The following is a 16,329-nucleotide window of genomic DNA, read 5'->3' as shown; positions in this document are numbered from 1 at the left end:
CGACCAGTGTCGCCCTCAAGATCCACCGATTATTGGATGTGTGTTGCAATCCAGATTAGTGGCACTATAACCTCAAAATAGTTAAAATCGCCTCCTTTCAGTGGCTCGCAGGATGCTAGCAATGGATAGCGACGAGGCTTCACAACAGGAAAAAAAATCGAAATCTCCCTATTTCGATCTCAAAGAAGCTTATCAAGAGGTGTCTGGAGCGATAGGTGCTAAAGACACTGCTTTGGCTGGAGCCAAGCTTTTCGGAAAGGGGCTGTTCAACTCCGTCTTTTACGCAGGTACTTCGGCAGTAAATAAAGTACGTGAAGCAAATGGACTGAAAGAAACCTATGAAGATTTGCCGGATAAGCAGTTACACAAACTGCGCGACACAGGTAGGCTCGAAGAAAAAATGGCAGCCAACGCTGTTTTAAAAAATCGCCAAGGAACTGATCAAGAGGTATAGATATGTCGTGTAGTCAATGCGGAGCAGGCAATCACACAAAGCGTAACTGCCCTAACGTTAATCGATGCTCTGTATGCAATAAATCTGGGCATAATGCTCAAACGTGCCCGGATGCCAGACGCTGCAGTATTTGCACTGGACGCAATCATGATGCTCGTAACTGTCCAATGAAAAAATAAAGATAAAGGAGGGATGGCTATTTTGCGGAGGAGACAAAAATATCCCTTTGCAAAATAACTTTCCCTCTTCTACCCAGCAACAAGCTTGCTAAATCGTCTGCGAGACACGCAAGACAGTGCACGTCGATGCCGCACTGACATTGATCAACAAGTTGTATGGCACCGAGCGTGAACTCAAGGATACCAGCGATGAACAGTGCTCTATTGCACGTCAGGAAAAAATCCACTCGTGTTGGCCAAACTGAAAACGCGGATGAAAAAAACGCAGCCGCAGGTCACACCCCGATATACGTGGCTGTACAGCGCACTTGAGCGGTTGCCGCATACTAAATCGGTAGAAGATTACGAAGTGCTGTTGCCGTGGAACTTCTCACCGGAAATGCTACTGTAAACGAGTTACCTATATTTCGGTAGGTGGGTTCATGGAACAGAACTAATAGATTTCAATTGCGGACATAACTCGTTGACAGAGTGAATGGGACTCCAAATCCCCCCCAAAACAGCCGCTTTCACCATGCACCTTGGCGCGTTCTAGGTTCTCACAATATTCGCCTGGTGGAGCTTGGCCAAGAACCAACACATGTTTAGCGCGAGAGTTCGACCTAACCTCGTCATTTGATCTTGGGGCAAACCTATTGGACGATGGGCTCCAGGACTGAGGAATCTGTAAACCCCCGCCAGGCCCAGTTCTTCCTCATTGGTGATAAAACTAATCTTCTTCAGACAGTTCAAAATACTACCCCAGGACGTAGGGTCTAGGCTGGGAGGCGACTGCATACCTATAATTCTTGCATGAGCGATATCACCCGCAAGTGTTTCCAAAGCCACTCGCGCATTAGCGAGGGAGGCATTGAAATCGGGGATCGGTCGCCTGAAGGCGTCAGTTGAATCATTGATTTTCTGGATCACTCCATCACAGCGTGGCAGGCACAGTTGTTGAAGTACCGCGATGAGCTCGTCATCAACTGGAGTGGCGTCTCGGATAGACGGATCGAGAGTAAGAAGCTGCTTGTTCTCTACCGCGAAACCATCGAGAAGAAGGCATTTTTTAAGGTCATCGTACCGCTCATCAAATCGCTCCTTTGGACTGACATGTGATCGAAGATCCTTATATGTTCGCATGATTTCATCGACTACATACTTCAGCTTTTTATCGTCTGCCTCGGTAATGAGGAGGTCTAGGCTACCTAACATTGCTCTGGGATGAATTTCCGAAGCATCGATTCCGTGCTTTTCCAAAATCACTCGAATAGTAGGTATCTCTTGAAGACCCAAAAGCTGAGCGATTGAGTGACGAGCTCTTAATCCGAACATAAATATCCCTTATCGCTTTCCATTTTAACTATGACACGGGCATCTATTGCCCTCTCTTTGAAACTATCTAATTTTACTATCTCAGCCCACGACAAATGAAGGGCCTCTGATACCAATAACACATTTTCTATCAACAAGCCTAAAGTTCATCTCGTATGCTAGCGGCATCAATCATATTGCCTTCTGCTGGTACCTGACTATTAATTTAACATGCCGGCTTGAGTACTTTCCTGATCGACTCTGGGCCTGTTCAGGAGCGCCCCATCTGGTGTCGTATCTCGGCCAGCCAAGCTTTGTATGGATACCTTTCCTGCTAACACCATAGATAAGCATCGCCCAAAGCTTTGCGCAACACCTTCATGTCACTTCGACCTATACTAGGTATCACCTGAGCGATAATTAGTACACTGTGTCTCTCCACGACATGCTCTATCCCTCTACTCTCTTGCACATGTCCAGCCCAAATGGTTGAGTTTATGGGCAGCGGATTCCGGCAACCTTATTTCCTGCACCTATTGCCAATGCTGTCGCGGATTATATTTACGCGGTGTGATTTGACGTGTTGCCAAAAGATTCAGCTTGAACCGCTGCCTGCTCGGTTCAAGCTCATCCGCGGCTTGGCCTGCTTTCAATGCCGACTGATAGCGTTCAATATCCTCTTAGACTCAACCCTAAGCATTAACTCATCATCAAGGGTTATGATTCGCGCGTGCATGGTTGCAATCCTTACCGGAAAGAGACGTTGGAAGGACTCACGTACGTCTTCACGACGACCAAACGTTACTTGGAAAATATCCTGCCAGTTATCATTTCTTTCGATGATCATGCTGTACTCAGTGAAGTCTGCATAGTCAATAAGAGGACACTCAGCCTGGCCTGCATTGACCGCCTTCTCCCTTTTGGCAATCCAGCTTTCCAGAAGCTTTTGGGGAATTCGCTGTTTCATCCACTTGGGGCCACATTTCTCAAGCATGACCCGTTCTATATACCTGCGAATAGCGACTTCTAGCTGCCATAGACAGTTGAATGCCATACTGGAGCGGGTACCATCTGCTTCGCAATTATTGCTAGCTTGTTCAGGGTAAAAAATATCTAAACCTGCGGCACGTAGTCCCTCATCAAATGCTTCAGGTGTGAAATCTGTTAATTCAGAGTCAAATCCACGCTCTGCGTACAAGCGGATACGTTCAGCAGGATTTTTGAGAGTTTCAACATCCGGTGTGAAGCCATCGCGCCAGTCTCCAAGTGATTGGCGCAGCGATTCTGTAAAGGAACGCTGGAATGAGTGCGGCCCGTCAATCCCCTTTCCGATCGCCAAAATATTACATAGTGCCTTTGCAGAGATCTCACTATAACCTGTGAGGAGCCAAGGGAAAGACATGCCGGCCATCACTGCCTGAAGGGGTTCTGCAGATGAAAAGACAGTGCGGGCCAAGCTTGTCTCAAATGCTGTTTTTGCAATATCGCTCAATTCCAAGATTTTCGGCAACCTGAACTGATGTGCGTAAGCGTCCTGCGCACTGAGTACAGAAGCACTCATCTCGGCTAAACTTGATGTTTGACCTATAAGACCTAGATATCTCGCTTCCTCAAGCGCCCCTCCCGCACCGATCCGGAGTCGGTTATCCAAGCCGTGATAAGCTGAATCACCCAGCGTATCCAGGCTAGCAAGGAGCTTTAGTCGCTCGCTTTCGAGAACATTATGAGAACCGAAAAGGTACGACTTGCTGACGTTGTTTACCATCGCAGTCATCTGACTCTGTATGTCGCCATACGGATTGATGAGTCGCTTAATATAGTCTTGTTGCTCAAGAAGCTTCTTTAATTGATCTGACATAAACCGCTCCATTCGGTTGGTTTATCCAGCGCAGTGGCTGTCGGTTAAATCGCGTGGTCGACTCGCTGCTTTAAAAATTGTTGTCACGGGAGCCAACAAGCCCGGTCCAAGCAGGGTTATCTCCTTGTATAGCAGCTGTCAGCAAGCCAAAAGTGTTGTAGTTATGATTTAATCATAGAACGAAACGCCTGTCGATTTCGGCTTAGGAGTCGAACGAAGACCCCGGTCAGCATGTAATCTTGCTCCTTACATGATCAGGCAGTCATACGCCGATACGGCAATAGTTGCTCAATCTAACTCGCCCGATGCATCGACAACAGTGTCAGCACATCTTTCAGATAAGCATACGGATCATGCCTATTCATGAGAGCCGACTGAATCAAACTCATGATCGCCGCTGCCCGCTCGAGCACCAAGGCATGAGGTTGTTCGATGTCCAGCTCTATCTCACAACCGTGCCGAATGCCAGGCCAGTGAAACTTGCCTTGATTCAAACGGCGTACAGCGAGCCAGATGGCGTCGATGCGGATCATCGAGCAACCCCTCGAATGAAACGAGCGCAGCCGCCGGGATCTGAAGCGGCCCACTTGATCGTCAACACTTGCTGGCAGAGTGGTAATTTAATAATCACTGACGCTTCGGTTTTTTGCTTGGGTTCAACCGCCGTGACTTCCAAAAAAATGAAAATTGGCAGCGCGACTGCCTGCTGATCGCGGTGAAGCGGTATCTACCGGAGAACGACGTTTGCGTTGATATCGTGCCTCATCGCAATAACCGCCACGGAAACACTGGACTACTCATACTTCTGGACGAACTGGATTTTGAAGGATTTGGAGTAGGACTTATATTGGCGCATGGTGATCCTGACGTTAAGGGTAATTGCGTCCACTTAAAAATGATCTCGGACACAATCGCCCTTATTGGCCGGGATCGGAAGGTGTGTTTGCGGCCCCCTTACAGTAGGGCAGCACTTTGCATAACTCTCCTTCAAGGTGCTTGATGGCAGCGTCAACGTTAGGTAGCAAACTCTTATCAAGAGATCGGTAACCGCTAGCATGCCGGTAAAGCATCACATCCTGTGACATGCGATCGACATTGCGCCAGTAAGGAAGTGCTTCCAGAACAGGCTCACGTGCGCGCACAAAACGCATAGTTCTCGAACCATCGTGGGGTACCGAATGCAGGTCTCTAGATATTCGGTAGAGCTTGAGGTCATTGGTCCCTACCCAATTATCAAGCACAAACTCTCCTACGTCGGTTTTGATTGTTGCGCCAAGATCTTCCGATAAATTAGCTCCACTGAGCCAGTGTAGATCCATAGCGCCATTAAAAGCGGCCCGTTTACACTTGCTGACAGTGGACTGCTGTTTTGTAAAGTTTTCCTTTATATCCACTCTTCTTGCACGCACGCTATCAGGAAGCTTATCTATATTGATATGCGAGATTTGCCAGAACGCGTACTTAGCGATCTCGAGTTCAAACGCGCTGACTAGGTCCAGCATGCCAGCGATGCTGTGGAGATACACCTCAAATTTCTCTTCGGGGCCCAATGACGAATATGTTCTTTGTATATTCTGCATTTGAAGAAGAGCAATGTATGCCGGACCGTAGACACATCTGGCTTCTTCGCTCAGCTCAGTCAGTTCGACCCAACGTTCTGTAGAGTTCTCGTCGAACTCTCTGTGTGTAGCTTCAACATCGTCTTGGTGGTCCGGCCAAAAGGTCGAGCAAAAGTTTTCGTACGCCCACTTTGCCTTTGCGACACGCCTGTCAGGCATCTCATGCGTTCCTATGGCAGCAAGGGCAACACCAGGAGCACGCTGTAGAAACTCAACGAGGGGAAGAAGTCCCACCGCCTCAGCCGCTGCTTGGGAAGGCCTGGCCGGCAGCTCCTCCATTCTCTGCAGCGTGCAATTATCCAATCCTATCTGAACGATATGTCCTTGCTCCAGCATGGCCATTGCGTACTGAGGAGTAAGGATTCGATGATTTTCTACAGGATCACGGCATGGTTTTATAAAATTAATTACCGATCTTTCGCTCAATCACAAATACTCCTAAACTGCTTCAGCCGTTACTATAGAACGCTATAGCTAAAGAGCCCACCAAAATTATCAGTACTTGCGAAGGTTTCGCTCAAGCTACTTCGCAGTCCAGCCGATCTGCACAACAAAACAACACCAATCAACCATAACCACCAAGGCCTACTCTAAAGCAGGCCTTGCTGGTTCAATTCCCCCCTTAATCCTCCAGCACACGCAACCGCTCGCCACGCTGTTCATCTTCTACAACAACCGCAGGTTGCAAGGTGAAGTCGAATTCGATTTCAGCAAAGCGGCCCTCAATACCCAGTGTCTTGGCGCGCGCGGGCTCGTCGCTGAAGGTAATTTTAGCGATCAACTCGTCACGTGTGGCGTAGGCAAAATCGTCATGCAGGTATTGGTCGCCGTCCAGATTGATCTGGGTGGTGAGGTGCCGATGCTCGGCGGCAGAAACGAAGAAATGCACATGGGCCGGGCGCTGGCCGTGACGGCCCAGTTGGTCGAGCAACTGTTGCGTCGGGCCATCGGGCGGGCAACCGTAGCCGGACGGCACGATGCTGCGAAAGCGGTAACGCCCTTCAGCATCGGTGACGATGCGACGACGCAGGTTGAACTCCGACTGACTGACATCGAAGTACGAGTAACCGCCACCCGTATTGGCGTGCCAGACATCCACCACAGCCCCGACAACGGGTTCGCCCCGTGTATTCCTGACCTGCCCGCGCATGAACAGCGGCACGCCCGGATCAAGCCCGTCGTCCAGCCGGGCCTCGCCCTGGCTCAACGGAGCGCCTGCCACATACAGCGGCCCTTCGATGGTGCGTGGCGTGCCGCCGGTCTTGCCAGCCTGCTCATCGGCGGCGTCCATCAACAGGTCCAGATAATGTTCCAGCCCAAGGCCAGCCACCAGCAAGCCTGCTTCCTGGCGCGCACCCAGCACATTGAGATAGTTGACTGCCTTCCAGAACTCTTCAGGGGTGACTTCCAGGTCTTCGATGATGCTGACCGAGTCACGCAAGATCCGGTGAATCAGGGTTTTGATACGCGGGTTGCCATTGTCATTGAGTTGCCCGCTGACCTCTTCTAGAAACTGTTTAACGCCTGCAGTCCGGGAGATTCTGACGCTCATGATTAATCCTCATCTTGTAGTTATTAGCGTGCTGCACTTGGTTATTAACGTGCTGCACTTGGCCGATCACAGATCAGCGATCATCTTCATGGATGGAAGAAGGATGTCGGCACAGGGCGTCAACTTCGATCGCCATGTACGGGTACAACGGTAATTGCGTGAGCAGATCGTGAAGTTCCTGCGCGCTGTCCACATCAAAGACGCTGTAGTTGGCATACAGCCCGGCGATCCGCCAGAGATGGCGCCATTTGCCTTGCTGTTGCAGGCGCATGGCCAGGGTCTTTTCGTCACTCTTGAGTTGTGCGGCACGTTCCGGGTCCATGTCGACCGGTAACTTCACCGTCATTTTTACGTGGAACAGCATGCTGCTCACCTCAGGCTTGTTGAACGGAAATGGAAGTCTTGTCGCGACGGAAAAAAGCCAGACGCTGTTCGTCCAGGCTCAGACCGAGGCCGGGTGTTCGAGGAATATGCAACTGAAAGTCGCGATACACCGGCGGCTCGGTGAGGATGTCTTCGGTCAATAACAGCGGGCCGAACAGCTCAGTGTCCCAAGCCAGCGCCTGCAGGGTCAGGAAGGCATGCGCCGAAGCCACTGTGCCGATACCGCCTTCAAGCATGGTGCCGCCATACAGGCCGACACCTGCGGCTTCGGCAATCGCCGCAGTGCGCAACACGGCGCGCGGGCCACCGTTTTTGGCGATCTTCAGGGCAAAGACTGAAGCCGCGCCCTCACGCGCCAGATTGAAAGCGTCCTCCACGCACTCGATGGACTCATCGGCCATGATCGGCACCGGACTGATCCCGTTGAGACGCGCCATACCCGCACGGTTATTACGCGAAATGGGCTGTTCGATCAGGTCAATGCCGTTACTGCCCAATACCCGACAGGCACGCAACGCGACGGCCTCATCCCAGGCCTGATTGACATCGACCCGCACGCTGGCGCGGTCGCCCAGCGCGGTTTTGATCGCGATGACATGGGCCAGGTCACGGTTGACCTCCCCCGCACCGATTTTCAGTTTGAAAATACGATGGCGCCTGAGGTCGAGCATTTTCTGCGCTTCGGCGATGTCCTTGTCGGTGTCACCGCTGGCCAGGGTCCAGGCCACTGGCAATGCATCACGTACTCGCCCGCCAAGCAGCTCGCTGACCGGTAAGCCCAGGCGCTTGCCTTGTATATCAAGCAATGCACTTTCAACCCCGGACTTGGCAAACGTGTTGCCGCGTATGCAGCTCTCAAGGCGCTGCATGGCCGCATTGACGTTGGCACTGTCCTGCCCGATCAGCAGTGGCGTGAAGTAGCGATCGATATTGGTCTTGATGCTTTCAGGGCTTTCATTGCCGTAGGCCAGGCCGCCAATAGTGGTGGCCTCACCGATGCCCTCAATACCATCGGCGCTGCGCACGCGGATCACCACCAGCGTCTGGTTCTGCATCGTGTGCATGGCCAGCTTGTGCGGCCGAATAGTCGGCAGATCGACAATAATCGTCTCGATTGTCTCAATCGCAGAAAACAGCATCTTGATACCTTTAAAGTTATTAGTGTTCCGAGGCTGCTATCGCCCTCTTTAACGAGCGATAAAACTTGATTCCTGAACTCAATCAATACAGCCGTCGACGCTCAACGGTGGTCGACGGCATTTCCAGGAACAACTTTTTATAGTCCGATGAGAAGCGCCCCAGATGATTGAATCCCCAGCGCATGGCAACGGCAGAAATATTCTGGTTACAGCCCTCCTCCAACAGCGCCCGTCTGACGGCTTCAAGTCGATAACGCTTCAAGTAGCACAGCGGTGAAATGCCGAAATGCTTCTTGAAGTCCGATGACAACTTGAAGCGCGATATACCCGCCGCGTGCTCAATATCTTCCAGCGTGATGCCTTCGTCGGCGTGTTGATGGATGAACTGTTTGGCCCTGGACAGATATTCAGGACAGCGCGCTTGAGACAGACTCAGCAATTCGCACGAATAATTATTGGGCTGTGACAACAACAGGCCTTTTATCAAGGCCCGCTCGATATCGCGCACCATGGACAGATGCGCGAAAAAGTCCCGGGACTGCTCCATTTCCGCCAGCAGATGCTTTACCCAGCGCCACCAGGCGGCTGTGCTGCCATCGTGAGTGCTGATCTGTGCGTCAAACACAACCGGTGCATCGACCGAGCGCTGCAGCATTTCCTCCAGCACCTGGCGCATGGCTGCACATTTGATTGCGACCTGGATCTTGCGACAGTCACCGGCGATAGACAGCTCTTGCTGAGCATGTGGCGACACGATCAGACCGGTCAGGCTGTCAGAGAGCAACAAGCCTTCCGGGCGACGCAACGCCTGCTGACCGTTGAGTGGCAGGCTGATGCTGTAACTGCACAGCGCCGACGCATCGATATCAATGGTCACATCCGTGCCGTATTCGATACAGCCAATCACTGTGGACATGGACTTCAGCACATTGCCCGCATGCTGGAAGTTCAAACGTTGCGGTGCAGACACCTTGAGCCCGTGCGGTCCGCAAATATTGGCCATCCACGCCTGGGCACTCTGCGCGTCATTGCACGCCGCATGAATGCCTTGAAACGGGTCTTCGCTCCGTACATGAGTTTGCAGGTTCATCACAACACCACACGACTTGCCGATTAGCTTTCAGCCTAATGAGCGCGGCACCCGGCAACTATCCGCATCGTGCAGAAATGAGCAGAAAAACGCATAAAAGAAATCGGCCGGCAGAACGCGCTCGGGCCTGTAAAAAAGTGGACAGATATCACCACGAATCCGGATAGATGAATGTGCCGGAAATGCTTTCAATCGGTATGAGCCTAACACTAGAAAAGGGTCTACCTGATGAACAGCACAAAGAGCATTGCGCAGTGGCAGGACTATATTCAGGGGTGTCTGGATTTTCGGCCGGCAGAAGGCATTTATCGTGTGGCACGAGACATGTTTACCGAGCCGGAACTGTTCGACCTGGAGATGGAACTGATCTTCGAGAAGAACTGGATCTACGCCTGCCACGAAAGTGAAATCGCCAAGCCAAATGATTTCCTGACCCTGCGTGCAGGTCGTCAGCCGATGATCATTACCCGCGACACGAACAATCAGTTGCATGCACTGATCAATGCCTGTCAGCACCGGGGTGCAACCCTGACGCGGGTCAGCAAGGGCAATCAGTCGACATTCACCTGTCCGTTCCACGCCTGGTGCTACAAAAGCGACGGGCGCCTGGTCAAGGTCAAGGCACCGGGGGAATACCCGGAAGATTTTGACAAAGCCACCCGTGGCCTTAAAAAAGCCCGGATCGAGAGCTACAAAGGTTTTGTCTTCATCAGCCTTGACGTGAATGCCAGCAACAGCCTGGAAGACTATTTGGGCGACGCAAAAATCTTCTTCGACATGATGGTCGCGCAGTCCCCTACCGGTGAACTGGAAATCCTGCCGGGCAAATCGACTTACAGCTACGACGGCAACTGGAAACTGCAACACGAAAATGGGCTGGACGGTTATCACGTCAGTACCGTGCATTACAACTACGTGTCCACCGTACAGCATCGTCAGCAAGTCAACGCAGCCAATGGCGGCGGCTCCAGCACACTGGACTACAGCAAGCTGGGCGCAGGCGATGCTGAAACCGACGACGGCTGGTTCTCGTTCAAGAACGGCCACAGCCTGCTGTTCAGCGACATGCCCAACCCGACCGTGCGCGCCGGTTATGCCACGGTCATGCCGCGCCTGGTGCAAGAGTATGGCCAGCAGCAAGCCGAATGGATGATGCATCGGCTGCGCAACCTGAATATCTACCCCAGCCTGTTCTTCATGGATCAGATCAGCTCACAGTTGCGCATCGTGCGGCCGGTGGCCTGGAACAAGACTGAAATCGTCAGCCAGTGCATCGGCGTCAAAGGCGAATCCGACGCTGACCGGGAAAACCGCATTCGCCAGTTCGAAGACTTCTTCAACGTGTCCGGCATGGGCACGCCCGATGACCTGGTGGAATTCCGTGAAGCCCAGCGGGGTTTCCAGGCACGTCTGGAACGCTGGAACGAAGTCTCTCGCGGCAGCGGAAAATGGGTCGAAGGCCCAACGCCGAACAGCGAGGCACTGGGTATCAAGCCGGTGCTGACCGGCACCGAGTTCACCCATGAAGGCCTGTACATCAATCAACACGGATCCTGGCAGCGCTTCCTCTTGCAAGGCCTGGAACAAAAAGCCCTGAAGTTGAAGGAGGTGTGACATGAGCGCACTGCAACACGCTGTAGAACAGTTTCTGTATCGCAAGGCCGAGCTGTGTGACCAGCAGGATTGGGATGCCTACATCGCTCTGTTTGATGAGCAGAGTGAATTCCATCTGCCGCAATGGGAGTCGGAGCATGTCTACACCACCGACCCTAAACGTGGCATGTCGCTGATCTATTACTCTAATCGTTCAGGGCTCGAAGACCGGGTCTTTCGCCTTCGCACCGGCAAGTCCGCAGCGTCGACGCCAATGCCTAGAACGCTGCACCAGATCAGCAATGTGCGGATCAGTGAGTTGCCTGACGGCCAGCTCCAGGTCAAGGCGGCCTGGGTCACGCTGTACACCCGACAAGGGTTGTCCGAGCAGTTTTACGGTCACGTGACATACCACCTCAAAGCCACCGCCGACAGCTGGAAGATCACCCGGAAACATATTGTGTTGCTCAACGACACCATCAACTCAGTGCTTGATTTCTACCACCTCTGAGCTGCGGAGCAGGCTGTCATGAATCATAAAGTTGCTTTCAGCTTCGCCGACGGCAAGACCTCGTTTTTTGAGATCAAGCCCAATGAACTGTTGCTCGATGCCGCTCTGCGCAACGGGGTGAATATCCCGCTGGACTGCCGCGAAGGCGTCTGCGGGACCTGCCAGGGGCGCTGCGAATCCGGCCAGTACACTCAGGATTATGTCGATGACGAGGCGCTCAGCGAGCACGATCTGGCCCAACGCAAAATGCTCTCCTGCCAGACCCGTGTGCAGTCGGATGCGTCATTCTATTTCGACTTCGACTCAAGCCTGTGCAATGCTGGCGGCACGCAATTGCTGCAGGCTACGGTGACTCAGGTCGAGCAGGTATCGGCGACCACGGCGATTCTGCACATTGATGCAGGGTCGCACCCGCGACAGCTGGACTTCCTGCCCGGCCAGTACGCACGCCTGCATGTGCCGGGCACGGATGAATGGCGCTCGTACTCGTTCGCCAACCGGCCCAACCCGGCCAATCAATTGCAGTTCCTGATTCGCCTGCTGCCTGACGGGGTCATGAGCAACTTCATCCGCCAGCGCTGCGCACCGGGGCAAGGCATCGAACTTGAAGCGCCACTGGGCAGCTTCTACATGCGCCAGATCACACGCCCGCTGGTGATGATTGCAGGCGGCACCGGCTTGTCGGCGTTTCTCGGAATGCTGGACACGATCGCTGAACAAGGCGGTTGTGAGCAGCCCATTCAACTGTTCTACGGCGTCACCCAGGACAACGACTTGTGTGAGCTGCCGCGTCTGGCCGAGTACCGGGACCACATCGAGGGTTTTGATTACCAGTTGGTGGTGTCCAGACCGTCTCCGGAATGGCAAGGCAAGACCGGCTGGATTCCCGATCACTTTGATCGCCAGGCCTTGCAGAGCGCCCCCTTCGACATCTACCTGTGCGGCCCGCCGCCCATGGTCGAAGCAGTCCGCACCTGGTTCACAGAACAACAGATCGATAACTTCCAGATGTATTACGAGAAGTTCATCGAGAGTAACTCCCGCCAGTAACAACCTCTGGCACATCAACAAGGAGGTAGCGGTTTGAGCCGCTATCTCCTTTCAATAACAAACATCTCAACGATCAAAACGCTCTGCCAAATGCCTCAATGCAACGGCCTGGTCCTGGATATCGCTGCTGATGCGCTGCCCATCCAGAGCCTTGTCGACGCTTTGTGTCGATAGCTGTGCAACCTGTAGCACTTGCTGCGAAAGGCTTTCCACGACCTGTGACTGTTGCTGCATGGCAGATGCGATTTGCTCACTCATCCCGGATATCTGCCCCAGTGAAGCATTGACCCCGGCAAGATTACCTTGCACCGACTCGACTTCACGGGTGCTGTGACGGGCGAACTCGCGGCCTTCGTCGGTCAATTGCACTGTGCGCTCGGTGGCGGTACGCAATTGCAGCAGTAATGGCTGGATCTGCCGGGTTGCCTCTTGCGTGCGTGTTGCCAGATGCCGCACTTCATCAGCTACCACACTGAAACCGGGCCCCGCTTCGCCTGCCCGTGCCGCTTCAATGGCCGCGTTCAATGCCAGCAGGTTGGTCTGCCCGGCAATCGCGCTGATGATCTCGGTGATATTGCCAATCGATTCCGTCGAGTGAGCCAACTGCTCGACCGCCAGCGCGATGTGATCAACAGACGAACTCAATTGCTGCATCGCGCCGAGACTTTTCTCCGACAGCTGTTCACCGTGGCTGGCCAGGCGCAAGGCTTCCTGAGTGGCCAGATTGGTTTCCTGCACATTGCCGCTAACTTCCTGAATGGTCGCGCCCAGCTCGGCCAGCGCCGTCACCGACAGATCCGTCTCGTCGCGCTGGCGCTCCAGACGATGGGTTTCCGCCTGGATCAGTTGCCCCAGCTCATTGATGCGCTGCTCTACCACGCTGCCGGTACTGCCGATCCGCGACAAGGCACTTTGCAATCGACTCTGTTCGGCCAGAAGCGCCAGACCCAGCAGTCCGGCAGTGCCTGATTCGCCGCTGAAGACCCTGGCCAATAGTGGATCCGCGAAGGACTTATGATGAGCTGTCAGTACACGCTGGAACGCCCGAGCCTGACGCCACTGCTGTATAACGCCCATCGCCGCCACTGCGGCGACGATCAACCCGGCCTGCGCAGCGAAACCATCCAGTTGCCAGGCACCGGCACCGGCCAGCAGCCCCACAGGCAATGCAGGCAGCGTGCTACTCAACAGCGCTGCGACCCGTTGTCCTGCACCGAGCGACGAAGAGCTGCCTTTAAGACCGGTGTAGAGTTTTTCCGCACGCAGACGCTGCACATCCGTCGGCGTGCTGTACACAGCGCCATAGGCCTGAATACCCTCGTTACCAAAGATGGGTTTGACATAGGCACTCAGCCAGTAGGCCGAACCGTCCTTGCGGCGATTCTTCAACAGCCCCATCCAGGGTTTGCCTTGCTTCAGGGTCGACCACAGGCTGTCGAATATCTGCGCCGGCATGTCCGGGTGTTTCAACAGCACGCAAGGCTGACACAATAACTCTGTCGCGGAATATCCGCTCAAGGAAACAAAAGCATCGCTGCCAAACGTTATAAGGCCACGAAGATCGGTACGGCATATCAGCGGCGCAACAGTAGAGTGTGTAGAGGTGGCAGACATAATACATATTCCCCTGACAAAAAAAGCCTGCCCACGAAAGACAGCGTGAATGATGTTCACACTGTCTTCGCGGGCAAGCTCAAGACCAAAGTTATTAAAGCCAAGGAGCTAAAAGACTAACCCGGTTCTAAAAGTGATGAACATAACGTATCTGTATCCGACTGCCATCCGGCCTGTTTTCTACATCCTGCTCAAAGTAGGCGTTCACAAAAACATGGTCATCCTTGGAAAAACTGTACATGGCACCTGGCCCGATCGCCCACACTTTCTCACGACGCCCGGATACATCATGACCGTCAGCTTTAGTGTCGGTGATTTGCTTCAACCAATAACCGTTCATACCCAGACGCAATTGCGGAGTGACGGCGTATTCTGTCGCGAAGTTGGCATGCAATGCCTGTCCGGCCTGAATATCGTCAGCCCCGGCAAACCCCGGACCCGGATCGTCATTTTTGCCGTTGTACAGATAATGTGCTCGCAGCGAGGCTGTCCACTTCGGTGTAAACCAGTAAGTCGCGGCCCAGTACGGATCAAACGACCAGGCATTGTTGCCGGGGTTGATGTCATGCTTGCTGTCGTATTCTCCGGTCGGCAAATTCACCTGCAACTCGATACGGTGTACAAAGCGCGGCCCATCCGGGCCCATGATCGGGTCGAACTGAATCATCGGTCCCAACAGCAGATCGCCCAAGCCGCTCTGTGCCTTGAGTGCCGCGTTATTCAGACCATCATCCACGTCCATGCGCGTCACGAAGGGCAACAAGGCATTCATGCCCAGGCTCGCATTGCCCACGCGCACATCCGACAGATAAGTAATCTGGGTCACGGCCACCTGATAGTCCAGGGTCTGTTTGGGCAACCCCAGTGCCTTGCCGTTTTCATCGCGCAGACGATTGGCGCTGTAGTTCTGGAAGTACTCTTGAAAGTACCAACCGGAACCCGCCGGTACACCACCGTCAAGAAAGCTGGTCAAGCCAAGATTCACCACCGGCAAGTCGTAAGCCTGCGCCGTGCTCACGCTTAACAAGCCGCTGCCCAGCGCCCACATCGACAACCATGTTGTTGTTCTTTTCATCATGTTCCCCTCCTCGAATCAAGACTAATGCCGGCGTATCAATAAACCGCACGACCTGCATCACAACTTCCAGTACACGAGGCACATTGAATACTGTGATGACAGACACTCTGCGATAACCAATACCCCCCTGATAGACTCGGCAGATAACTTGAATCCTGTGCTGGTTTGTTTTTATTGTTCGGCCTGTCGGAGCATGACAACTCGCGCAGCACACAGCGATCCACTGACTGCGCGACTTATCCATTTAATGCAAAAAACTTACACCCTGGAACGTGGACAAACATTGATTGCATTCAATGCAAAGTATCCAAGTAAAAATGCACTGCTTTCACAGCAACTATTATTTTGAACAGCCAACGCACTGTTTCAACGATTGAGCCCGGGGTGTTCGGCAGCAACCCGGTATTGACCACCATGAAACACCAATGGCTCGCCTGCACCGTGCCGATAGTGCTCGATTTTCCCGATAAAGATCAGGTGATCGCCGCCTTCGTATTGCGTGACATTGCGGCACACCAGCGTGGCAATTACCCCGTCGAGCAATGGCACGCCACAGTCGGCATGGGTGAAAGCCACACCGGCAAACTTGTCGGGTGCGGGACGAGCAAAACGTCCGGAAATATCATGCTGATCGGCACCCAGCACATTGATCGCAAAATGCTCACACGTCTGGTAGTCACGCAGGCTCGGTGCGTTTCGGGAAATACTCCACAACACCAGTGGCGGATCGAGGGACACCGACGAAAACGAGTTGGCAGTCATCCCGACATTGCGACCATCTGCAGTGCGTGTAGTGATGACAGTGACGCCGGTAGCAAACTGACCGAGCAGGTTACGCAGTTCACGCGGGTCGCTGCCCGCGGCTTCAGTAAGTTCGTACTGCAGGGACTGGCTGGTAAATGCATTCATGATCAA

General features: G+C 53.3%; 14 protein-coding genes and 2 pseudogenes. 5 read left to right on the top strand and 11 right to left on the bottom strand.

The genetic code is table 11. The features are described from left to right. Nucleotides 1–121: 121 nt before the first annotated feature. Both ACODS3_RS14275 and ACODS3_RS14270 read left to right on the top strand, forming a co-directional pair. A complete protein-coding gene (locus ACODS3_RS14275) occupies nt 122–454 on the top strand; it encodes a hypothetical protein (RefSeq protein WP_489034858.1) in 333 nt (110 codons plus the stop codon). Between the two features lie 289 nt (nt 455–743). Then, a pseudogene (locus ACODS3_RS14270) lies at nt 744–1,024 on the top strand (hypothetical protein); the annotation flags it as partial. 140 nt (nt 1,025–1,164) lie between these two features. On the opposite strand, the gene ACODS3_RS14265 reads toward ACODS3_RS14270, so the two are convergent. From ACODS3_RS14265 to ACODS3_RS14230, 8 genes and pseudogenes are all read right to left on the bottom strand, one after another. Continuing rightward, nucleotides 1,165–1,947: a hypothetical protein gene (locus ACODS3_RS14265; RefSeq protein ID WP_489034856.1), complete on the bottom strand. Its 783-nt coding sequence runs from the start codon at nt 1,945–1,947 to the stop codon at nt 1,165–1,167. Nucleotides 1,948–2,575: 628 nt separating this feature from the next. Then, nucleotides 2,576–3,784, bottom strand: coding sequence for a hypothetical protein (locus ACODS3_RS14260; RefSeq protein WP_489034854.1), 1,209 nt, complete (start codon nt 3,782–3,784; stop codon nt 2,576–2,578). 293 nt (nt 3,785–4,077) lie between these two features. Continuing rightward, nucleotides 4,078–4,191: pseudogene (locus tag ACODS3_RS14255) on the bottom strand (transposase domain-containing protein); the annotation flags it as partial. Nucleotides 4,192–4,701: 510 nt separating this feature from the next. Beyond that, nucleotides 4,702–5,829: a hypothetical protein gene (locus ACODS3_RS14250; RefSeq protein ID WP_489034852.1), complete on the bottom strand. Its 1,128-nt coding sequence runs from the start codon at nt 5,827–5,829 to the stop codon at nt 4,702–4,704. A gap of 196 nt (nt 5,830–6,025) precedes the next feature. Continuing rightward, entirely contained in the window at nt 6,026–6,955 is a 930-nt protein-coding gene (gene catA, locus ACODS3_RS14245) for a catechol 1,2-dioxygenase (RefSeq protein ID WP_201019635.1), read from the bottom strand. Between the two features lie 73 nt (nt 6,956–7,028). Next, nucleotides 7,029–7,319: a muconolactone Delta-isomerase gene (gene catC, locus ACODS3_RS14240; protein WP_201019634.1), complete on the bottom strand. Its 291-nt coding sequence runs from the start codon at nt 7,317–7,319 to the stop codon at nt 7,029–7,031. A gap of 10 nt (nt 7,320–7,329) precedes the next feature. Continuing rightward, the gene (locus ACODS3_RS14235) at nt 7,330–8,478 is read right to left on the bottom strand and encodes a muconate cycloisomerase family protein (protein ID WP_201019633.1); all 1,149 of its coding nucleotides are present in this window, start codon (nt 8,476–8,478) and stop codon (nt 7,330–7,332) included. Between the two features lie 82 nt (nt 8,479–8,560). Beyond that, nucleotides 8,561–9,568, bottom strand: coding sequence for an AraC family transcriptional regulator (locus ACODS3_RS14230; RefSeq protein WP_201019632.1), 1,008 nt, complete (start codon nt 9,566–9,568; stop codon nt 8,561–8,563). Between the two features lie 228 nt (nt 9,569–9,796). On the opposite strand from ACODS3_RS14230, the gene antA reads away from it, so the two are divergent. Genes antA through antC form a run of 3 tightly spaced genes read left to right on the top strand, consistent with a single transcriptional unit; the run spans nt 9,797 to nt 12,722 of the window. Then, nucleotides 9,797–11,182 (top strand): anthranilate 1,2-dioxygenase large subunit, encoded by a 1,386-nt coding sequence (antA, locus tag ACODS3_RS14225; protein ID WP_201019631.1) that lies wholly within the window; start codon nt 9,797–9,799, stop codon nt 11,180–11,182. A gap of 1 nt (nt 11,183) precedes the next feature. Then, nucleotides 11,184–11,672: an anthranilate 1,2-dioxygenase small subunit gene (gene antB / locus ACODS3_RS14220; RefSeq protein WP_201002193.1), complete on the top strand. Its 489-nt coding sequence runs from the start codon at nt 11,184–11,186 to the stop codon at nt 11,670–11,672. An 18-nt stretch (nt 11,673–11,690) separates the two neighbouring features. Then, nucleotides 11,691–12,722: an anthranilate 1,2-dioxygenase electron transfer component AntC gene (antC, locus tag ACODS3_RS14215; protein WP_489034849.1), complete on the top strand. Its 1,032-nt coding sequence runs from the start codon at nt 11,691–11,693 to the stop codon at nt 12,720–12,722. Nucleotides 12,723–12,788: 66 nt separating this feature from the next. On the opposite strand, the gene ACODS3_RS14210 is transcribed toward antC, so the two are convergent. From ACODS3_RS14210 to ACODS3_RS14200, 3 genes are all read right to left on the bottom strand, one after another. Further along, nucleotides 12,789–14,336: a methyl-accepting chemotaxis protein gene (locus tag ACODS3_RS14210; protein WP_489034847.1), complete on the bottom strand. Its 1,548-nt coding sequence runs from the start codon at nt 14,334–14,336 to the stop codon at nt 12,789–12,791. 127 nt (nt 14,337–14,463) lie between these two features. After that, nucleotides 14,464–15,384: a SphA family protein gene (locus tag ACODS3_RS14205; protein ID WP_489034903.1), complete on the bottom strand. Its 921-nt coding sequence runs from the start codon at nt 15,382–15,384 to the stop codon at nt 14,464–14,466. A gap of 396 nt (nt 15,385–15,780) precedes the next feature. Continuing rightward, on the bottom strand, nt 15,781–16,323 hold the full coding sequence (locus ACODS3_RS14200; protein ID WP_489034845.1) for a flavin reductase family protein: 543 nt from the start codon (nt 16,321–16,323) through the stop codon (nt 15,781–15,783). Nucleotides 16,324–16,329 lie beyond the last annotated feature (6 nt).

The sequence above is a fragment of the Pseudomonas sp. FG43 genome, assembly GCF_057809175.1.
The sequence above is the reverse complement of the archived record's forward strand: the minus strand, read 5'-3'. Positions and strand labels throughout refer to the sequence as shown.